The 19,667-nt window shown below is 61.9% G+C and carries 19 protein-coding genes; 11 read left to right on the forward strand and 8 right to left on the reverse strand.

What is annotated here, in order from left to right; all coding sequences use genetic code 11:
- Window positions 1-15: 15 nt before the first annotated feature.
- The 4 genes from A0W34_RS27095 to A0W34_RS27110 are packed head-to-tail and all read right to left on the reverse strand — an operon-like array spanning window position 16 to window position 4,877.
- Window positions 16-1,461 carry an aminobutyraldehyde dehydrogenase gene (locus A0W34_RS27095; protein ID WP_081558571.1) on the reverse strand — a complete coding sequence of 482 codons (1,446 nt, stop codon included), beginning with the start codon at window positions 1,459-1,461 and terminating at the stop codon, window positions 16-18.
- Window positions 1,458-1,820 carry a cupin domain-containing protein gene (locus tag A0W34_RS27100; protein WP_081558572.1) on the reverse strand — a complete coding sequence of 121 codons (363 nt, stop codon included), beginning with the start codon at window positions 1,818-1,820 and terminating at the stop codon, window positions 1,458-1,460. The genes A0W34_RS27095 and A0W34_RS27100 overlap by 4 nt, the downstream gene beginning before the upstream one ends.
- 1 nt (window position 1,821) lies before the next feature.
- Window positions 1,822-3,426, reverse strand: coding sequence for a N,N-dimethylformamidase beta subunit family domain-containing protein (locus A0W34_RS27105; protein ID WP_007730498.1), 1,605 nt, complete (start codon window positions 3,424-3,426; stop codon window positions 1,822-1,824).
- A complete protein-coding gene (locus tag A0W34_RS27110; RefSeq protein ID WP_007730482.1) occupies window positions 3,423-4,877 on the reverse strand; it encodes an APC family permease in 1,455 nt (484 codons plus the stop codon). The genes A0W34_RS27105 and A0W34_RS27110 overlap by 4 nt, the downstream gene beginning before the upstream one ends.
- 248 nt (window positions 4,878-5,125) lie before the next feature.
- Between A0W34_RS27110 and A0W34_RS27115 the strand changes: the two genes are divergently transcribed.
- The 3 genes from A0W34_RS27115 to A0W34_RS27125 all read left to right on the forward strand — a co-directional run bounded on the left by A0W34_RS27115 (window position 5,126) and on the right by A0W34_RS27125 (window position 7,831).
- Entirely contained in the window at window positions 5,126-6,172 is a 1,047-nt protein-coding gene (locus A0W34_RS27115; protein WP_007730477.1) for a LacI family DNA-binding transcriptional regulator, read from the forward strand.
- A 90-nt stretch (window positions 6,173-6,262) separates the two neighbouring features.
- Window positions 6,263-7,129 (forward strand): alpha/beta hydrolase family protein, encoded by an 867-nt coding sequence (locus tag A0W34_RS27120; RefSeq protein WP_232329938.1) that lies wholly within the window; start codon window positions 6,263-6,265, stop codon window positions 7,127-7,129.
- 336 nt (window positions 7,130-7,465) lie between these two features.
- Window positions 7,466-7,831, forward strand: coding sequence for an ANTAR domain-containing protein (locus tag A0W34_RS27125; RefSeq protein ID WP_024487573.1), 366 nt, complete (start codon window positions 7,466-7,468; stop codon window positions 7,829-7,831).
- Between the two features lie 136 nt (window positions 7,832-7,967).
- Here the strand turns inward: A0W34_RS27125 and A0W34_RS27130 are convergent, their stop codons facing one another.
- The gene (locus tag A0W34_RS27130; RefSeq protein ID WP_003942898.1) at window positions 7,968-9,302 is read right to left on the reverse strand and encodes an MFS transporter; all 1,335 of its coding nucleotides are present in this window, start codon (window positions 9,300-9,302) and stop codon (window positions 7,968-7,970) included.
- A complete protein-coding gene (locus A0W34_RS27135) occupies window positions 9,302-11,017 on the reverse strand; it encodes an amidohydrolase (RefSeq protein ID WP_065455047.1) in 1,716 nt (571 codons plus the stop codon). Before A0W34_RS27135 ends, A0W34_RS27130 begins: the two co-directional genes overlap by 1 nt.
- A gap of 224 nt (window positions 11,018-11,241) precedes the next feature.
- Here A0W34_RS27135 and A0W34_RS27140 point away from each other — a divergent pair, with 224 nt between their 5' ends.
- The 7 genes from A0W34_RS27140 to A0W34_RS27170 all read left to right on the forward strand — a co-directional run bounded on the left by A0W34_RS27140 (window position 11,242) and on the right by A0W34_RS27170 (window position 17,509).
- On the forward strand, window positions 11,242-12,144 hold the full coding sequence (locus A0W34_RS27140; protein ID WP_042921480.1) for an Lrp/AsnC family transcriptional regulator: 903 nt from the start codon (window positions 11,242-11,244) through the stop codon (window positions 12,142-12,144).
- A gap of 79 nt (window positions 12,145-12,223) precedes the next feature.
- Window positions 12,224-12,880 carry a FadR/GntR family transcriptional regulator gene (locus A0W34_RS27145; RefSeq protein ID WP_050656993.1) on the forward strand — a complete coding sequence of 219 codons (657 nt, stop codon included), beginning with the start codon at window positions 12,224-12,226 and terminating at the stop codon, window positions 12,878-12,880.
- The gene (locus A0W34_RS27150) at window positions 12,877-13,680 is read left to right on the forward strand and encodes a class I SAM-dependent methyltransferase (RefSeq protein ID WP_081558574.1); all 804 of its coding nucleotides are present in this window, start codon (window positions 12,877-12,879) and stop codon (window positions 13,678-13,680) included. Before A0W34_RS27145 ends, A0W34_RS27150 begins: the two co-directional genes overlap by 4 nt.
- Window positions 13,681-13,736: 56 nt before the next feature.
- Complete coding sequence (locus A0W34_RS27155; protein ID WP_042451572.1) at window positions 13,737-14,288, forward strand: acyl-CoA thioesterase; 552 nt, start codon at window positions 13,737-13,739, stop codon at window positions 14,286-14,288.
- Window positions 14,289-14,333: 45 nt separating this feature from the next.
- A complete protein-coding gene (locus A0W34_RS27160; protein WP_232329939.1) occupies window positions 14,334-15,614 on the forward strand; it encodes an NAD(P)/FAD-dependent oxidoreductase in 1,281 nt (426 codons plus the stop codon).
- Window positions 15,615-15,683: 69 nt separating this feature from the next.
- A complete protein-coding gene (locus A0W34_RS27165; protein WP_081558575.1) occupies window positions 15,684-16,007 on the forward strand; it encodes a DUF6292 family protein in 324 nt (107 codons plus the stop codon).
- 80 nt (window positions 16,008-16,087) lie between these two features.
- Window positions 16,088-17,509, forward strand: coding sequence for a DUF2252 domain-containing protein (locus tag A0W34_RS27170; RefSeq protein WP_073513461.1), 1,422 nt, complete (start codon window positions 16,088-16,090; stop codon window positions 17,507-17,509).
- A gap of 4 nt (window positions 17,510-17,513) precedes the next feature.
- Here A0W34_RS27170 and A0W34_RS27175 read toward each other — a convergent pair whose 3' ends face one another.
- Both A0W34_RS27175 and A0W34_RS27180 read right to left on the reverse strand, forming a co-directional pair.
- Complete coding sequence (locus tag A0W34_RS27175) at window positions 17,514-17,771, reverse strand: WhiB family transcriptional regulator (protein WP_003943196.1); 258 nt, start codon at window positions 17,769-17,771, stop codon at window positions 17,514-17,516.
- 19 nt (window positions 17,772-17,790) lie between these two features.
- On the reverse strand, window positions 17,791-18,321 hold the full coding sequence (locus tag A0W34_RS27180) for an HNH endonuclease (protein WP_099697175.1): 531 nt from the start codon (window positions 18,319-18,321) through the stop codon (window positions 17,791-17,793).
- Window positions 18,322-18,656: 335 nt separating this feature from the next.
- On the opposite strand from A0W34_RS27180, the gene A0W34_RS27185 reads away from it, so the two are divergent.
- Window positions 18,657-19,667 (forward strand): threonine aldolase family protein, encoded by a 1,011-nt coding sequence (locus A0W34_RS27185; protein ID WP_064113627.1) that lies wholly within the window; start codon window positions 18,657-18,659, stop codon window positions 19,665-19,667.

Here is a 19,667-nt window from a genome sequence, read left to right on the forward strand (position 1 = left end):
GATATTGCCGAGGAGTCAGACGCTCGTCACATGCATGACGTGCTTGGCCCTCGTGTACTCCGCCAGTGCGAGCTCCGACAGATCCTTGCCGTAACCCGACCCAGCGAAGCCACCGTGAGGCATCTCAGCGGCGAGCATTCCGTGGGCTCCCACCCAGACGCAGCCGAAGTCCAGTTCGGCCGTCATCCTCATCGCGGTGCCGTGGTCGGACGTCCACACGCTCGACGCGAGAGCGTACTTGGTCCCGATCGCAAGTTCGATCGCTTCAGCCTCGGTGGAGAACGACTGTACGGTGACAACCGGCCCGAATATCTCTTCCTGGACCAGTTCATCTTCCTGCTGCACCCCGGAAATAACAGTCGGCAGATAGAAAAACCCTGGTCCAGCTGGCTTTCCCCCGCCAATACATACGTTCGTATTTGCTGAGCGTCTCTCTACCAACTCCGCCACTCGATCACGGTGAGCGCGGCTGACCAGGGGGCCGAGACAATCGCCCGATTCCGGTCCGCCCAACCTCAAGTCCGCGGCCGCAGCCGTCAACTTCTCGGTGAACTCCTCCGCAACCTCCTCTTGAACGAGAATCCTCGTCGCAGCGGTGCAATCTTGACCGCTGTTGTAAAAGGCCCCGGCAACAATCCCCGCGACTGCGCCGTCGAGGTCCGCGTCGGCGAAAACAACGGCGGGTGCCTTGCCTCCGAGTTCGAGATGCAACAGCTTGACGTCTTCCGACGCGGCCTTTGCGACCGAAATACCCGCTCTCGTCGATCCCGTCAGCGCAATCATCCGAGGAACCGGATGAGCGACGAGCGCGGCTCCGGTATCGCGATCGCCGCACACTACGTTCAACACCCCGGGCGGATAGATCTGCGCTGCAAGCACTCCCAGCATCACCGCGGTTTCCGGCGTCTCCTCGGCCGGCTTGAGCACGAGGGTGTTTCCCGTCGCGAGTGCCGGCGCGATCTTCCAGACCGCCATCATCAACGGGTAGTTCCAAGGAGCGATCGCACCGATCACGCCAATGGGTTCACGTCTGACATAAGACGTAGCACCCTCCGTGTACTCCATTGCGGCAACGCCCGGCAGAGAGCGGGCAATACCCGCGAAGTACCGCAGAAAGTCAACACACTGCGGGATCTCGTCGTCTCGCACCTGCCTGAGAGGCTTGCCGGTACTGCGGCATTCGACCTCGAGGAAATATTTCGCGTTTGCTTCCAGCGCGTCCGCGAGGGCCAGCAGCAACTCCTGACGGCGCGCAGGGGTGGACCGGCGCCAGGACCGCGCAGCCTTCTCGGACGAACGGCAGGCTCGGTCGACGTCATCGGCGGAACCGACGGCAGCACGGGCGTATACATTGTCGGTCACCGGATCGACCAGCACGGAAAGTCTACCTGCCGGGCTCTCGCACGTTCCGTTGATCACGTGACCAAACGCTGCGACAGTCATCGAAGTTTCCACCGTCATGAGCGCGATCCGGGGAGCGCGACGAAGAACTTCTTCGACGGCTCAACCGTCTCCCAGGTACCGCGAAACGACTGCGGCACGAAAAATGCTTCCCCAGCGAAGAATTCGCGACGGTTTCCATCGAGGTCGATCAGCGCCACCCGGCCGCTGATCATGATGCAGACCTCGTCGTACGGATACGGGTCGCACAAGAGCGTGCCGGGCTCGCCTTCCCAACCACCGCCGAAGTATTCCCCGTTCGGATCTCCGAATGACCTCCATTCGGATTCCGACCAGTTCGGGCTCGCGTCGTCACCCCACTCCGGGATGAACCGCGTCCCCTGCCCTGGCCCGAACATTCGAATGTCGTTGACACTCATGTCATTTTTCCTTCGTGTTGGAGCTGGAAATTCGTGCAGCAAACAGATTCAGTACGTTTGCAGTTATTCGTTCGGTGAACGGATCGTGATGGATCAGCCCGTTCACCCATTCGGTGGAACCTGCGTTGAACACGGAGCCGAGACCTCGCTTGTGACAGGCGACCATTCCCGATCCGTATTCGAGATCACGAAGGTGATCTGGAGGCTCACTGCCATAGAAGCATTCGATGATTCCCTGCACTTCGGCGAAAGGCGCACCGATCGGAACTTTCCCGTTCCATTTGTCCCGCGAACCCGAAACTGCCGGCGCCATCGCGATGATCTCCAGATCCTCGGGAGCGCCGTCGACGCCGGTCGCATACGGCTGGCCCTTCCGGAACGTGAAATCCACGCCGTCCATCTCGAATCCGGCAACACAGATCGGGGCGATCCCGAAGTTGTCTCCGTAGTACAGGTCGGTTCCGTTCAACGCCCAATGATCCGGCCGGTATACCGTGAAACCGCCCGAAGACCTGGGAGTTGTTGCACCGTAACGATTGTAGACACCGGCCATGCCGGTCAATCCCATCGTCCACGCCCCCGGTCGGGCAACCTCGGGCGAATCCCACGCCGTCGTCACCCGGGTCGGGTCGACTTCTCGCATCGGATCGTCGAACGGATTCTTGTAACAGACTTGTGCGTCGTTTTCGAGGCGTACCTGCCACAGGAAGTTCCCGCCGAATCGCGCCAGACCACCACCCTCTTCGACGAAATCATCTATGCGGTCACGCATCTCCCAGGACCAGTACTCGTCGTGACCGACGACAACTGCGCATGAATATCCATGCAGCGCTGACGGATCGTTATGCAGATCGTGTTGTGTCACGTGGTGGACGCGGAACCCCTGCTCTTCCGCCCAGACCGTGAACGGCCTCTCGTAAGTGGCCCAGAAGGCGTCCGCATGGTGACGCGAGTAGCCGTTCACCCACGCCCATTCGTACGGCGGGTGACGGGGTATCCATCCGATTCCCGGTGTGTCGGTGTGGATGTTGCGTGCTGCGCCCTCGGGTTTGCGCAACATCCCCCGCGCGACGGGACGCTGCGTCGAGGAAATCGGTGTCGGCACATCGCCGGAGCCGTCCGGAACACCTCGGTAGTGGTTTGCCCCACCCCAGTCGTTGTAGGCCAACATCGTGCTGGTGGTGTGAATGAGTACGAAGTCGGCATGCTCGGGTTCGCGCGCCTTGACGACGAAGAAGCCCTCCCGCTCAATAGTCACCCCTTCGTGGAGCATCCGGACCAGAACCAAGTACATGCCGGACGTCCACTTCGGATCTATCTCGACGGCAAGGGATTCCGACCAGTCGCAGCCCACTGCGTACGCGTCGGCAGGCGTCTGCTGCTGCTTGCCCGGCAGACCGACGTATTGCGCGACCTGTTGCGGCCGGGCGCCGTCTCGAACAATTTCGAGGTCGTATTCTTCTGCGGTGGTATGCACTCGGATCGAGACGGTGTCACCACCGAAGTACGAGAACCTGTCCGCATAGACCCATATCTCGGGAGCGCCCGGAACAATTCCGGGACGTTCGACCAACCCTCCGGGGACCGACCATGCGTATTCGCTCATGCCGACAACTCCTCGACCGAGTGTTCACGTACGCGCATCCCGCGTCCCACGCCGAATGCGAAAGCCAACAGCAATGGCACTGCCAACAAGAAGTTTTGCGCGGTGGTCAACCCGGTCAGGTCACTCATGTTCATCAAGAGGTATCCGAGCGCGACGATCAACGCCACTGCAGCGAGCGAGGGTGCAATCAACCTCTGCCACAGACCTTCACCGCGAGAATCCTGCGAGAAGAACCTGAGCACGGCGACGGAAGTGAGAACCTGCAACACCAGCACACCGATGATCGTTGGTGTATTCGTCCACACGACTACTTGGGTGTACGGGTCTGCGGGCGTCAGCGCAAAGCCGGCGATTGCCGCGAATACCAGTGCGCCTTGTGTGATTCCGGCGACGCTCGGCGTTCCAGTGGTCGGCGAAACCCGTGCAAGCGCGGCAGGAAAGACTTTCGCGCGCCCCATGGTGAGCAGATAGCGACTGCAAGCATTGTGGAGGGCAAGGCAACCCGCGAAGAAGCTCGTGACGATCAACAGATGCATCACGTCGGTCATCATGGAGCCGGCAAATTCATTGTTGAGATCGAAGATCAGCTCGGACGGGTCACCGCCGAGTAGGTCGCCCATCCGACTCGGGCCGACGGCCTGCACGATCACCCAAGCACAGAATGCGTAGACCACGGCCAGAACAGTGACTGCTGTGTAGGTCGCACGCGACACTGTGCGTTTGGAATCGACAACTTCCTCGCTGTAGATCGCCGTCTGCTCGAAACCGACGAAGGAGGTGAAGGTCAACACGAAGACGCTCGCCAGTCCGGCTGTCATGAAGGTCGACGGCGAAAAACTGTCGAGCGACAGTCCTTCGTGGCCGCCTTTCAACAGAACCGCCACACAGAAGACTGCGAGGACGCCGAGCTCGAGCGCCATCAAAACGGCCAGCACCTTCGCGCCGATATCGACCCTGCGATATCCCACCACCACGACCAGAACTGCGACCGCCAATGCGCAGGTGTAGACGGAAACGGTTACTCCCAAGAACAACTCGATCGTCGACGAGAGAAAGATGCCGCAAGCGACGACGAATCCGATCTGGCCACCGAGATAGCCGATGTAAGCCAGCACAGAGGCGCCTGCGCCGACTGTTTTTCCGAGCCCTTCGGTGATGTAGGCGTAGAACGCGCCCGCGCCGCGGATATGCCTGCTCATCGCTGTGAAGCCGACGGCGAACAGTAGATAGACGATCCCGGGAACGACGTACCCCACCGGAAGCGCAGCGCCGGAAACCATCAGGCCCAGTGGCGCGAATCCCACCAGGATCGTCAGTGGCGCCGCTGCGGCGATGACGAAGAAGACCAGATGACGGCTGTTGATAGTTCCGGCGCGCAGGCCCGAGGATGACGTGGGAGAACCGGATTCAGAATGCGTTCCTGCACCGGGAGGGTCGGTTTTTTCGGTCATGGGGAGGCTCCGCGAGTTAAGGCAAGTATGCGCCTGCCTGGTCAGGTTTCCCGAGGTTCGCCCGAATTTCTCTCGACGTTCGCCCGGTGTTCCTAAGAGAGTGCCGAATCGTTTCACCAGTGTCAATACCTGCGCTGAAACGATTCGACGTTTTGTTTTGAGGTGCCCCTCACCGGTGCACGCAACATGCCGAAACGATTGATCGATAGGCTGGAGACAAACCGACCAACGAGTAGAAACGATCCGCAGTGGCTACCCCTGTTTCGCCGACGCTTCGTGATGTCGCCAACGCCGCCGGCGTCGCGGTGTCCACGGTCTCCTATGCACTCAACGGCAAGGGCCGGGTCGACGCGGCCACTCGCGCTCGGGTTCAAGAGGTTGCCGACCGCCTTGGATACCGTGCCAATCGGTCGGCCCAGAATCTCAGGTCGGGTCGGACTGCCACCCTCGGGCTGATGCTCCCCGCTCCCGACCAACTGTCATCGGCCGAGTACCTCAATTTCGACTGGTACGGGCGCGTGGCGACCGCCGCGACCCAGGCTGCATTCCACGCCGATCACTCACTCCTCCTACTACCGTCGATGAAAGATCCGAACGGACTGCGGCGCATCGAGATGGACGGCGTACTGGTCGTCGACCCGATGGTCGACGACCCGCGCGTCGAGGTTCTGCAGAAGATCGGAATCCCCTCTGTCGCAGTGGGTCCTGGACAATCCGGGCAATTCGGATACTCCACCTCACCGGACCTCGTCTCCACCACGGAGACTCTTCTGAACCACCTCGCCGAACGTGGCGCAAGGGACATTTTCGTCCTCACTCCCGGAATGCATTCGGAGTGGACCCGCGCAACGACTTTCGCTTACTTCGAGTGGTGCCGCGCCCGAGGGGTGGCACCACGCACCAGCGAGGAATTGACGTCGTTTCCGGGCGCCAGCACCGTCGGAGGCCTCATCGGGGCCGCGTATGCGGCCACCCGCGAGGCCCTCGACTCCTCGACTCCGCCTGACGCGATCCTGTCGTTGATTCTCGGTTGCGCCCCGGCAGCGGCGCGAGCGGCCCTCGATCTCGGGCTGTCGATTCCGGGTGACGTCTTGATTGCACAGGACAGTGACGAACCCGCCCTGCTGGTTTCCCAGCCCCCGATCACTGCCTTCGACTTCTTCCCCCAAGAACAGGCGGCAGCGGCCGTAGATGCACTGTTGGCTCTGGTCAACGGTGACGAACCCCCAGTTCAGAGCTATACGCGTAGCGAACTCCGCGTGCGAGCGAGCACGGCCCATTCGCTCACACCATAAATTCACCTGGCACCGATAGACTGATTTCCGAATTATCGTCCGTCGCCTGCCGAGAGGAATCAGGTCATCGCGCACCGCTCCCGCGACCGCTTGGCCGGGTATCTCGCCGTAGTGCTGGTCTGTGCACTCGCCCTCCTCGCATCTGTCAGCAGTGCGACCGGCCTCGACCGCGACGTCGCTCCGGTCCGCATCGCCTACGCCGCGGCCGCAGACACTTTCGGCGATCTGTATCTTCCAGAAGGATCGGACGGTGACCTGCCGGTCGTCGTACTCATTCACGGCGGTGGATGGGCCCAGAAGAGCAATCTCGAATACGCGGGCGCGTGGGCAAAAACCCTGACCCCGTACGGAATTGCGGTCTGGAACATCGAATACAGACGCGTCGGCGGTCAGGGTGGTTGGCCGACCACGCTCTCCGATACCGTTACGGCCACCAACGCCCTGGCCGGCATCGTTCAGGAAAAGGCCTCCGGGCGACTGGATTTGAGCCGTATACACATCGCCGGCTACTCCGCGGGTGGACAACTTGCCGCCTGGGTCGCATCGCGATCCCAACAGGGTGCAGACGCCCCGGAACCAAACCTCTCGGTGCCGGTTCGCTCGACGACGATCATGGCCGGCGTCTTCGACATGACGCTCGCCGCAACCGCGGGCAAAGATCGATTTGTTCGAAATCTTCTGGGCGGCATGCCTACCGATCATCCCGATCGCTACCGCATCGCATCACCGATCGAGCACCTCCCCACCGGCCTCCCCGTCACGGTGATCCACGGACTCGGAGACAAGGTCGTGTCGGTCGAACAGAGTCGGCGCTATGCCCGTGCCGCCCGAGCAGCAGGCGATGTGGTCGATCTGATCGAACTTCCCGGCGTCGGCCACGGCGAGTTCGGCAACCCGACGACCGACGCCTGGGCTATCACCAAGCAAGCAATAGTCGGCCACGTAAACGCCTATTGAGCAGGTAATACGGGCCACAGTGCTCTCAGCCGCTCGAAATAGAATTAGCTGAAACTCGATCGATGACGTACGGTGGGGTTATCAGAGGGCAGCCGTCAGTCAGGCAGCCGGTCGCTTCGCCCGGAACAACAGTTCCAGTATTCGTTCCAGGGGCAGACTTCCAGTTCGGTGCAAATCCGCGCCTTTGATCACTACGCACTTTCATCAGTCCCGCAGATTGTTGACCAGGCCGAAGGCTCCGACGGAGTCCGCCGCCAATCGCGTACCGACTGCACCAGTATCAACATGCGCTACACACCGCACGGGCCCAAAACCCATGTGGTTCAAAGGAATACCTTGTACAACACCATGATTCACCCCGACGACACGAACAACCAGACGAACAGTGTCCCGACAAACGGACTACGGATCCCGACTACTTCGGGCCGTCTCCGCGAACGGGCTCTCGAAATTGTCTGCACGCTCTACCGCTGCAGCACCGACGAAGCCGCTGACCTGCTGGTACGACATTCTCAGACCAACAACCTCAAGGTCACCAGCCTGATCAAGGCGCTTGTCGCCTTGATCGACGAGGACACCTCCGGCACCGGCTACGGAAGCAATAACGCGCTGGCGTCTCACTTCTGGCTTCGCGAGATCAGGAATCTCAGCCAGGCCCACCGACGCAGCGATCACTTTCACCGCCATCTCGTCGGCGCGTAACAGTCGCTGAACGACAACTGACCTGAAACGACAGCTGGGGCAGTACACGGAAATCGTGTACTGCCCCAGCTTCGTGTTTTCAGTTGTCAGGCGGAGGCCGATTCTCGGCAGTCAGGCGGAAGCCGATTCTCGGCAGTCAAGCCGAGGCCGATTCCTTGTTCAGGCCCTGCGGAGCACCGTCGGTATCTGTCGCCTCGTCCACATGCTGCGGAGCGAAGAGCAGGCAGACGATGCTCAGGACGCACATGCCGATCAGCAGTGCGATGACCGGCCAGATGCTGCCGGTTGCCTTGTACATCAGCGTCGACACCAGCGGAGACAACCCACCGAAGATCGCGCCTGCACCCTGGTACGCCAACGAAATGCTCGTGTAGCGGGCCTGCGGCTTGAACATCTGCGACAGGACGGCGGCGATCGGGCCGTACGTGGCCGCCAGCACCAGTCGCATGACAGCGAAGGTCAGGAAGATCAGGAACACGGATCCGGACTTCAGCACCAGGAACTGCGGCGCTGCGAGAATCGCGACTGCCGCAAGGCCCCAGATGACGACGCGGACGCGTCCCACCTTGTCGCCGAGCCACGCCACGCCGAGAGTCGCGATCAATTCGACCACTGCAGCGACACTCAGCGCGTTGAGAATCAACGTCTCCGACAATCCGACATCGGGGTCGGTTGCGTATGCCGTGATGAAGGTCGTCACGAGGTAGTAGCCGCCGACTGCGACGGGCAGAATGCCGATGCCCAGGATGATCGGGCGCCAGTTGGTCACCAGCGCGTACTTGAGCGGGAGCATTTCCGGTACGTCCGCGGACTTCACCTCGGATTCGAAAACCGGGGACTCTTCGACCTTCAGGCGAACGACCAAGCCGACGAGAATCAGCAGCGCCGAGCAGAGGAACGGCAGTCGCCAAGCCCACTCGCGCAGAGCGTCGTCGCCGAAGGTGGAGAGAATGCTGAAGAAACCTGTGGCCAGGAGCGCGCCGGCCGGGTTGCCCAGCTGAGCGAAACCGCCGTAGAAGGTCTTCTTGTCCTCGGGTGCATGCTCGACGGCCATCAGGACCGCGCCGCCCCATTCGCCGCCGACGGCAAAGCCCTGGACGAAGCGGAGCAGTACCAGCAGTAACGGCGCCCAGAACCCGATGGACGCGTAAGTGGGCAACATGCCGATGAGGAACGTGCCTGCACCCATCAGCGTCAAAGTCACAACCAATGCGGTGCGTCGGCCCATCTTGTCACCGACATGGCCGAACACGATTCCGCCGAGCGGGCGAGCGAAGAAACCGACGGCGTATGTCGCGAACGCCGCCGCAACGCCGGTCAGGCGATCGGTTCCAGGTGGGAAGAAGATGTCACCGAACACCAGGGCTGCTGCCGTGGCATACACGTAGAAGTCGTACCACTCGATAGTTGTACCGACGAAGGCTGCGAATCCCGCCTTGCGGGCCTTCACGATCTGTTGCTCTCGGTTCATTACTTTTCCTCGGTGGTCGAAGTGCTCGACAATAGGTGGTTATGACCTGAATGTGCGAGTTCGCCGTCGATCCAGGTCTCTCGGACCTCGATCTGCGCAATCGCGTCGGCCGGAACCTCGAGGGGATCCGCGCCCAGAATGACGAAGTCGGCCCGCTTGCCGACCGAGATGCTGCCCAGCTCTGCTTCGCGGCCCAGCGCACGCGCACCGTTGAGGGTGTGAGCCTGCAATGCCTGGTCGGCGGTGATGCGGAGTGCATCGGAGCCGAGCTGATGGCCCTGACGCGTCACACGAGTAACGGCTGCCTGAATTGCTTCGAGCGGCTTCGGCTCTGCGACGGGGGCGTCGGAGCTGATGGTCACGGGAACTTCGGCAGCGATGAACTCGCCGAGCGGGTTGAACCGCTCGCCCGGAGTGCCGATCGCAGCGGTGACGCCCTCGCCCCAGTTGTAGTAGTGCTGTGGCTGGTTCACCGGGTAGACACCGGCCAGGTTCATCCTTGCGATCTGCTCGGCCGTCGGGAGTCCGCAATGCTCGATGCGGTGACGAGCGTCGGCGTCGGGGTGAGCCTTCTGCGCAGCTTCGATGGCATCGAGCACCATGTCGATGGCGGTCGGTGACTGAGCGTGCGTGGCGGTCTGCAGACCCACCGAATGTGCCTTGGCAATCAGCTCCGAGTAGTCCGCCGGCTCGTGGTAGAGCTGCCCGGTGCGGCACGGGTCGCCCACGTAACCGTCGGGGAAGTATGCGGTCCAGCCTCCGAGTGTGCCGTCGGCGTAGAACTTGATGCCGCCGAACGCGAGCCGCGAATTGCCGAAGGCTCCGTGCATTCCCGTGTCGATGACGTGATCGAGGAGGTGGCTGAGCATGTACATGCTGACGCGGGTCTTGAGCTGATCCTGCTCGGCCAGACGCAGGTACATGTCGAATTCACGCCGGGTCACCTGGCAGTCACCGATGGTGGTGACGCCACCGGCCAGGAACTTGTCCTGAGCGACCGACAGCTGGCGAAGGTGCTCTTCCGGCTCGTCCTCGAGATGGAAGTTGGGGCCGTGATGGCCGACCTTCACTCCGTTGACGCCGGTGAGAATGTTGCACGCGGCGTCGGAGAGCTCACCGGTGAGTTCGCCGTCTTCATCTCGGAAGAACTCGCCACCGGCCGGATTCTCGGTGCTCGCGTCGATACCGTGCTTGTCGAAAGTGAAGGAGTTGACGACGCCGCCGTGACCGCTCGCGTTCATGAGGTAGACCTCGCGATCGGTGGCCACCTGATCGAGCTCTTCCTTGAGCGGGTGACGCCCTTCGATCAGGTTGCGGTGCTCGTAGCCGTATCCGCGAATCGGGACGCCCGCAGGTGCTGTGAGCGCCGCTTCCTGAAGTAGCGCAATGATTCCGGGGATGGAATGTGCCTTCTCCGGCCCACAGTCCACCCAGCTGAGCATCTGCCCGTACATCAACGGGTGTGCATGTGGATCGACGAAGCCGGGGACGACGGTGGCGCCGTCGAGTTCGACCACCGCGGTTGTGCGAGTGCTCAGCCGACGCGCCTCGGTGCGGCATTCCTCGAGCGTTCCCACCGCTGCAAAGCGGTTTCCGAACACCAGGAACGCTTCAGCTCCCGCCGTGCTGTCGTCAACGGTGTGAATCTTGGCGCCGGTGAAGATCGTGCCGGTGGCGTCGAGAGGCGAGGCTTCGTGCGTGTGCAACTTGCGCATGGTGGTCCTTCGTCGAGATGGTGGTGCAGGTCACTGCGTGTTGAGCGAAAACTACGCCCTGACCTGGAGCTATGCAATGCATCAAAGTTTCAGACCAGGCGGTATACAACTTTTTTGTATGAGTTTTCGAGCATTTCTGCACTTATCCACATCATTCATGGCCACATGCGACTGTTCTAATAGGAAGCTCATACAGAAAAATCTCTGGAAAAGTTGGGGCAACCATGACGGTCGATCTCGATTCCAAGCTCATTGCCGCACTTCAGCGCAACGGGCGAGCGACGTACCGCGAACTGTCCGTGGCGGTCGACGCCCCACGAGCGGCGGTGTCCACCAGAGTGCAGGCGCTACTCGACTCGGGAACGGTGTCCGTAGTGGCCGTCGCGCACCCCGAACTTCTCGGGTTGAAGGCGCTTGCACACGTCTCGATCGCAGTGTCCGGACCGATGACCCCGGTACTGGACGCGTTGATCGCATCCGAGGCCGCCGTCTACATCTCGGCAGTCAGCGGGCAGTACAACGTGATTGCGGAACTTCGGGTGCCCAGTCACGACGATCTGTACCGTGCCATCGCCGAACTCCGCTCACAACGTGGCGTTCGATCCGTGAGCACGCTGGTCTACGTCGACGTCATCAAGGGAATCTTCATGCCCGAGACCGCTTTACAAGCCGATATCCGACTCGACTCGACAGATGTCGCGTTGATCGAACTGCTCGAGCGCAACGGGCGAATGCCCTTTCTCGAGCTGGCCGAACACACCGGACTGTCGCCGAGCGCCGTGCGCAACCGGGTCAATCATCTGATCGCGAGCACGGCACTGCGCGTCGGCGCTGTCGTCAAGCGGCGAGGTGGTGGCCGAACGCTCGCGATGGGCATCGGCGTCAATCTGGGCTCACGGGACGACAACGCGGTATCGGAGATCGAGTCGCTGCCCGGAATCGAATTCCTCGCCCGGACCCTCGGACGATACGACGTGATCGCGACGGTCGCCGCCAACTCGTCCAACGACCTCCATGCCCTGTCCGAGCGAATCCGGGGCATCGACGGTGTCAGCGGCTTGGAATCGTGGGCGCATCTCGAGGTCTTCAAGGAGCACTACGCCCGCAGCCTGGACGTACGCGGATAATTCCCAAGTCATTGACCCACTCGTGAGAGCACGCTAACCTCGGGCAAAGTCATTGACTCACTTACCCGAGGTGGCACACATGTCCGACTCCGGACGCAAGGTAGACATCGTCGCTGCGGCGATCGAGGAGGCGATATCGACCGGCCGATGGCCCGTCGGATCAAAACTCCCGCCGGAGACCGCATTGGTCGAGGAATTGGGAGTCGCCCGAAACACCATGCGCGAAGCGGTACGGGCGCTTGCACACGCCGGAGTTCTGTCCGTTCGTCACGGTGGCGGCGTGTACGTCATGGCGGCGTCGCCGGTCGAAGGATTACTCGGGCGCCGGCTCGCCAGAGGTGACGTTCTCGACGTACTGAGCCTGCGACGCGGACTCGAGGTCGAAGCCGCGCGACTTGCAGCGCAGCGCCACACCCCCGAAGATCTCGCGCGGATACATGCAGCCTGGAATGCCCACCCCGGTCACGTCGGCGGCTTCACTGTCGAAGCCGGCATGGCCTTGCACCTTTCGATCGTCGAGGCGTCCCACAATTCCGCACTGATCGACGTCTACCGGGGAGTCCTTGCCGCCGTGACGGATTCGCTGTCCGCCGTCAGTGTCGGTCCAGGTTTCCACGTCGACGAGCACCGACCCTTGATCGCTGCCATCGAGGAACGCAACCCCGGCGAAGCAGCGCGTGCGGCAGGCGCAGCGCTCGATACGGTCATCGACGCAGTCGAAAGGAGCTTGTCGTGAATCGGGGAAACTGGAACGGTGCGGCATATTCCCCTCTTGCCGAACAACTCTCACCTGCATCGACAGAGGCGCTGCGCTCGATCGGGCACGTGAGCACGGCGTACGACGTCTGCGCCGGAACGGGGAACTTTACGCTCCCGGCGGCCCAGTCCGGGATCGCGGTCCACGCACTCGACCTCTCCGCCAGCCAGCTGGAGGTCGCGCGCGAACGCTGGATTCCTCGCCCCGGAACTACCGAACCCACTTTCACGATCGGCGATGCACAGTCTCTGCCGTGGTCGGATTCGAGCGCCGACGCCTGTGTCAGCATCTTCGGGATCATCTTCTGTCCCGACCCCTCGATTGCCCTCGCAGAGATGATGCGGGTGACCCGGCCAGGCGGAAAGATCTGCGTCGCAACGTGGTCGGAGAACGGGTGGGCAGCAGCACTCCGCCGGGAGGCCGCCTCGGCGTGGAATGGCATCACACCACTACCGACGACATGGTCGAGCTCGAGCGAATTCGAGAAGGCAGCAGCCGGATTGGAGTCGGTGAGCTCGGCCTCCCACCTGCTCGAGTGGCAACTACCAGCCGGATCGGATCCCATCGAGGAACTGTGCGACCAGGCACCGGCGTTGAAGGACTTTCGCGAGGCCGTTCGAAGCACAGGGAATTGGGCTTCGATGTCAGCGCACCTCCGCTCGACGCTCGAGCCCTATCTCAGGTCGAGCGCGGCCGGCCCCGTCGCCACCAGCGAATACGTCCTCCACACGGGCACTGTCCCGAACTCTGACACCGCGCTCTTCCGAACGCGCGGGTAACCCTCTTTGCCGGATACGGTCTCTTCACCGTCCACCGAACCGAAGAGGCCCGCTTGATGTCTGAATCGAACTCCCTACCTGAATTGAAGCAAGCATCGCAGCAAGCATCGAAACAAACCTTGTCCATGTCCGTCCTCATGACGCCGGACATGTCAAACTTCTCGGGCAACGTGCACGGCGGAACGATTCTGAAGTTTCTCGACCAGGTTGCCTATGCGTGCGCGAGTCGATATGCCCAGACCTACGTCGTGACTCTGTCGGTGGATCGTGTGGTGTTCCGCGAGCCGGTGCATGTCGGCGAACTCGTCACGTTCAGCGCTTCCGTCAATTACACCGGGCGCACCTCGATGGAAATCGGAATTCGAGTCGAAACCGAAGACATTCTTCTCGGAAAATCTCGCCACACCAATAGTTGCTATTTCACGATGGTGGCGATGGGAAGCGACGGGAAACCGGCTGAGGTACCCCAACTCCGGCCGACCGGAACAATCGCCAGGCAGCGATTCGAGGCCGGGCGACGGCGTCGTGAACTGCGCAGAGAGAACGAGCTTCGTGAACAGTCCATCCGGGCCGCAGTTCGGGACTTAACGCCCGAACACGATGACTGAATCCAGTCATATTTAAGTTATAACCTTATGCATTAAGCTGATCGAGTGACTTCGAAGGCACGGGAAAAGTATGACGTTGTGATTGTCGGCGCGAGCATCGCGGGATGCGCGGCCGCCATCATGTACGCCCAGCAAGGTCTGCGGATAGCGCTTCTCGACGCTCGCTCCGACATCCGGGCGCACAAAGTCCTGTGCACTCACCACCTGCAACCGTGCGGTGCCCCGATCTTGCAACGACTCGGCGCCACGGAAAAACTGCTCGCCCTGGGAATGGTGGAAACCGTTCCGACATTCTGGACCCCTTGGGGAGTGATCACCCCTGACGCGGCAGAGAACTCACCGCCACCTGGGTTCAACGTCCGAAGGGAAACTCTCGACCCCCTACTGCGCCAACTCGCGAACGACTACCCGAACGTCGACCTTCTTCTCGGGTATCGCGTTTCCGGACTGCTGACCGAGAACGGCACTACTGCAGGCGTCTACGGCACCGAACAGGGTTCGGTCTTCACTGTCGAAGCACGATTGACCGTCGGAGCGGACGGCAAGGATTCGACCGTCGCACGATCCGCTCGTTGCGACTCCGTGACTGCATCCAACGGGCGTTTCAGCTATTTCGCCCAGCTCTCCGGACTCGAACGACCCGGCGGAGAAACGTCATTGTCGTGGTTCATGGATCCCGACGTCGCCTATCTGCTCCCCAACGACGGCGGAATCAGCGTGCTGGTCGTCTTCCCTGCCCTCGACAAGCTCGGCTCGTTCGCTGACGACCTGTCTACTGCTTTCCTCGAGTACGCCAACGCATTACCCGGCGCTCCGCTTGTTCGGCGAGAGCACATCGTCGGGAAGATCGTTGGTACCAAACACTTCTCCACAACCCTCACCGAACCCGTAGGTAACGGGTTCGCACTCATCGGCGACGCTGCGGCAACCAACGACCCGTTGTGGGGTATCGGATGCTCGTGGGCACTCGAGACCGCTCAGATGCTGGTCGATGCGACCGCGCACATGCTGACGGAGACGCCGGCAGACACACTCGACTCACATCGGAACGTGAACGCTGCATTGACCGAATACCGTAGCGCCAGAGCGAGTATGACGAATCACATCGACTACATGAGTGGTTACGCCGGTGGGCGAAAGTTCACCGCGATCGAACGTCTGCTCATCTCCGCGGCCACCCACGACCACGACGAAGCCCGAAGGTTCTACTTGTTCGGTTCCCGGTTGATACCGGCCGAACAGTATCTCTCGACTCGCTCGGTCGCGCGGGCAGCACAAAAACATCTCAGGCACCGTCTGCGTCGTAGATCTGTGGCCGGGACGTAATCTGACAAGCGTTTTTTCGGCGCCGGCAACGGGGAACCCTCCGATCGCAACCGAGCCGGAGGAGCGACCATGCGTGCACACATCGCCATTCCGAGTGAATCGACTTGTCACAGGTACGTAGTCGCCGTCGCCAGCTCCACCTTCGCCGAATCGGTCATCTGGTGCGACGGCCCCGCGTTCGACGCAGTACTCGTTCTGGGCAGCGAGATTCCGCAGCACAGTGGCCACCGAGCCATACTCGCCTGGAATCACTACTTCGGGTGGGCGCTCGGCGTGGAAACGACACCGGATACGTCGTTCGCCGTTGTCGAATGCCTCGGTATCGGGAGAATGCCGGATCCTGAACTGTGCGCCGACCGCGCTGTCGAGTTGATTGCCCAGGCGGGTAGTTAAGGAACTCGTCGCGCGGCGCACAATCCGGCGGGCATAAGATCGAGCGCGAGTTTCGCACGCCCGACGAAAGAGAGCCCGACATGGACCCGCTGAACAGGCCTGCCGGTCAGCTGGCTCTCGAGAACGAACCGGACGGCAGGGCGACTTTGCGGGCGCGTCAGACGCCCCGCAGTGAGCGTCGCAAGATCGGGAAAGGCCTGCGCAAGCGAGTGGCGCGATCGTCGCTCGGCGACTGGACGCCCCCACCCGATCGACGTGACCCGGTCGATCAGGTCAACACGGCACACGAGGGAAGACTCGACTGGTTGGTTCCGATCCGTGTGGGGCGAATGGTCGCTTCGCCATACGGATTCCTGCGCGGTACCGCCGGATTGATGGCAGAGGATATGGCGCAGCTGCCGTCCACCGGCATCACTCCCGTCATCTGTGGAGATGCGCACGTCGGAAACTTCGGGTTCTACGGATCTCCGGAACGCGAACTTGTCATAGACCTCAACGATTTCGACGAAGCACATCCCGGCCCCTGGGAATGGGATCTACGAAGGCTGGCTGCGAGCATCTGGGTGGCCGGTCGGCAGAACGGTCTCACCGAAGCTCAATGCGAAACAGCAACAACCTCGTGTGTGTCCGCGTATCGCCTCCACTTGGCGAAGCTGTCCGAGCGTCCACTGTTCGATCGCTCCTTCGACCGGGTCGATCTCGACGGACTCACCGACCACGTCACCGATCCTGGGTTGCTGGCCGAGATCAGGCGCGCCGCGGAGCGCGCCCGGCGGCGTACGAGTGACCATGCGGTGCCGCGGTTCACCGTCGAGGATCACGGACGGCGCCAGTTGGTCGAGAACCCGCCGCTCACAACACGACTCACGCCGCAGGACACCGACTTCCTCCTGGAGGGTCTGGACGAGTATCTCGAAACCCTTGCACCACACTGGCGCCGAGTCGTCTCGGGATACAACGTCATCGACGTCGCGCACCGGGTTGTCGGAGTCGGGAGTGTCGCTCTGCGCGCCTATGTGGCCCTGTGCGAAGGGAGCATCCCGGACGACGTCATCTTCTTGCAGCTCAAGCAGGCTCGCCGATCCGTCGTTGCGCCCTTCGTGCACGGCGACTCGGCCTGGCACGACCACCAAGGACGACGCGTCGCGGAATACCAGCAAGCTCTCCAGACGGTCAGTGATCCACTGCTCGGGTGGTGCACCGTGGACGACCGCCAGTACTACGTCCGTCAGTTCCGGAACATGAAAGGTTCTGTGGACCTGAACAATATCGATGCAGCAGCCTTGACCGACTATGTCGCGATCTGCGGTCGCCTACTGGCCAAGGGACACGCACGAACCAGTGGCGCGTCACTGATTTCCGGTTACCTGGGAACCTCGGACACGGTCGACACCGCCCTCACCCGGTTTGCTCGGCTCTACGCCGATCAAACCGAACGTGACCACGACGCTCTGTGCCGGGCGGTATCGGCCGGTACGATCGCCGCGGAGCCGGGAATCTGATCCCTCACGCCGCGACGATCCTGCCCTGCTCGAACTTCACTCCTCCCCAGATTCCGGTCTGGCCAGTGGCAGAGGCGAATTCGCGACACGATTCCGCAATCGGGCACCTGTTGCACACGTCGGTCGCGTAGTCGTATCCCTCGGACGGAAAGGGAAACCAGCGGTCCGGCTCGGGGTCTCCTCGGCATTCCGCCTGCCACCACGTCCGGTCGTCCGAGATCGGCAAAAGCTCAGCCAAATTGGAGATTTCGTCAGCGCACATCACTGGCTCCCTTCGACTGTCACGTCCGACTCAATTCACGCCAGATCTCCTGCTGCACTTTCTCGATGCGCCGAGGTGCCTTCGGCTCCCACAGCAGCCGCATACCGGCCTCGGCCGGAGTGCGATCCGCCTTGCGCTGATTGCAGGAACTGCAGCACGCCACCAGATTTCCCCACGTGTTGGGCCCGTTACGGCTCCGCGGCTGGACATGGTCGATGGTCGTTGCCCGGGCGGCGCAGTACGCACATTGACGACCGTCCCGGTCGAAGACACCGGCAAAAGTGGCCCGACTGGAATCGGTGACCGTCACCCGGTGAGCAACGTACACGTACTCGGCGAGCAGGATCGTCCTCGGAAGTGGGATTTCGACGTGCTTGGAGCGCACCGGAAATATCGGGGTCACGTCTTCGGTGGACTGCGCGGAGCCGGTGGCGATCAGGACGACCGCACGATCGGCGCTCACTTCACCGAGGTACTCGTACGTGGCGTTGAGTACCCGGACGGGGCGGTTCATCCAACTGTGAGCAAGTGCGCGGTTCGGGTTCCGCATGAGAGTTCTCAGTTCGTGTCGAGGAGTGAAACTCCTGGACACGAAGACGGGTCAGGAGCAAATGCAAGAAATGGGGAACGGCATATATCCAGCGCCGCTCTGTTCCCCGAATGCGGGATGGGAAATACCGCGGGGTGAGTGCCCGCGCAGGTGCAACGCTTGCTTCCAGTCGCGCATGCCTGTCCCCTTCCACTTCTTGTTCTCGTCACCGGCTATTGCCGACGCTCATCATCACACGGAAGGCATCCTCAGCGATATCGATTTATCAGGCCGGAAGAGCCGTCCTGGAAATACCGCGGTTTGACGCCGGAACACGCGGCTTGATCGAATGAGCCATGACTTCGTCGTACATCGACCTACGCTCGGACACCGTCACCAAGCCTGATGCGGAGATGCGGAAGGCGATGGCCGACGCCGAGGTCGGTGACGACGTCCTCGATCACGACCCGACCATGGCGGCGCTCGAGGAAGAGGTGGCGCACACTCTGGGTTTACCGGCGGCACTGTGGGTGCCGAGCGGATCGATGGGCAACCTGATTGCGCTGATGCTGCACCTTCACCGCGGCGATCAGTTCCTGGCACCGGAACACTCTCACGTCTTGGGCTCCGAATTGGGCACCGCTGCCTGGCTCGCCCAGGGAATGCCGATGGCGTTGCCGCACGACGGCGGACCCGGACGTCCCACCCCCGAGACTGTTGTGAAGGCGGCGGGCTCCCCCGGCCCGTACTTCGCGTTGAACACCACGCTGCTCTGTCTCGAGAATACTCATAACTTCGCCGGCGGTGCCGTCATGAATCAGACCGAATGGACGAAGCTGGTCGACGCAGCGCGATCACGCGGCTTGAAGATTCACCTCGACGGCGCCCGTCTCTGGAATGCCGCTGCTGCACTCGATGTTTCGCCCACCGAATTGACTTCCGGCGCCGATACCGTACAGGTGTGCCTGAGTAAGGGACTCGGTGCGCCGGTCGGCTCGATACTCGCCGCATCACCCGAATTGATCACCGAAGCCCGAAGGATCCGCAAGATGCTCGGCGGCGGCGTTCGTCAGGGCGGAGTGCTGGCCGCAGCCGGCATCGTCGCGTTGCGCTCACAAGCTCGCCTCTCCGACGATCACGACAACGCGCAGCGCCTCGCGTCGGGGCTTCGTGAACGCGGTTGGGCCGTCGACGAACCTGCCACCAACATCGTTCTGGCCGCGACAGCTGATCCGTCGGTCACCGTTGCTCAGCTCGCCGCTGTCGATGTCGGCGCGGTCACCGTTGCCGGGAAGGTTCGGTTCGTGACACATCGCGACGTGAGCACTGCCGACATCGACGCGGTTCTGTCCAGAGTAACCTTCTGA

Origin of the sequence: Rhodococcus sp. BH4 (assembly GCF_002079265.1) — a bacterium.
Lineage (GTDB): Bacteria > Actinomycetota > Actinomycetes > Mycobacteriales > Mycobacteriaceae > Rhodococcus_F > Rhodococcus_F qingshengii.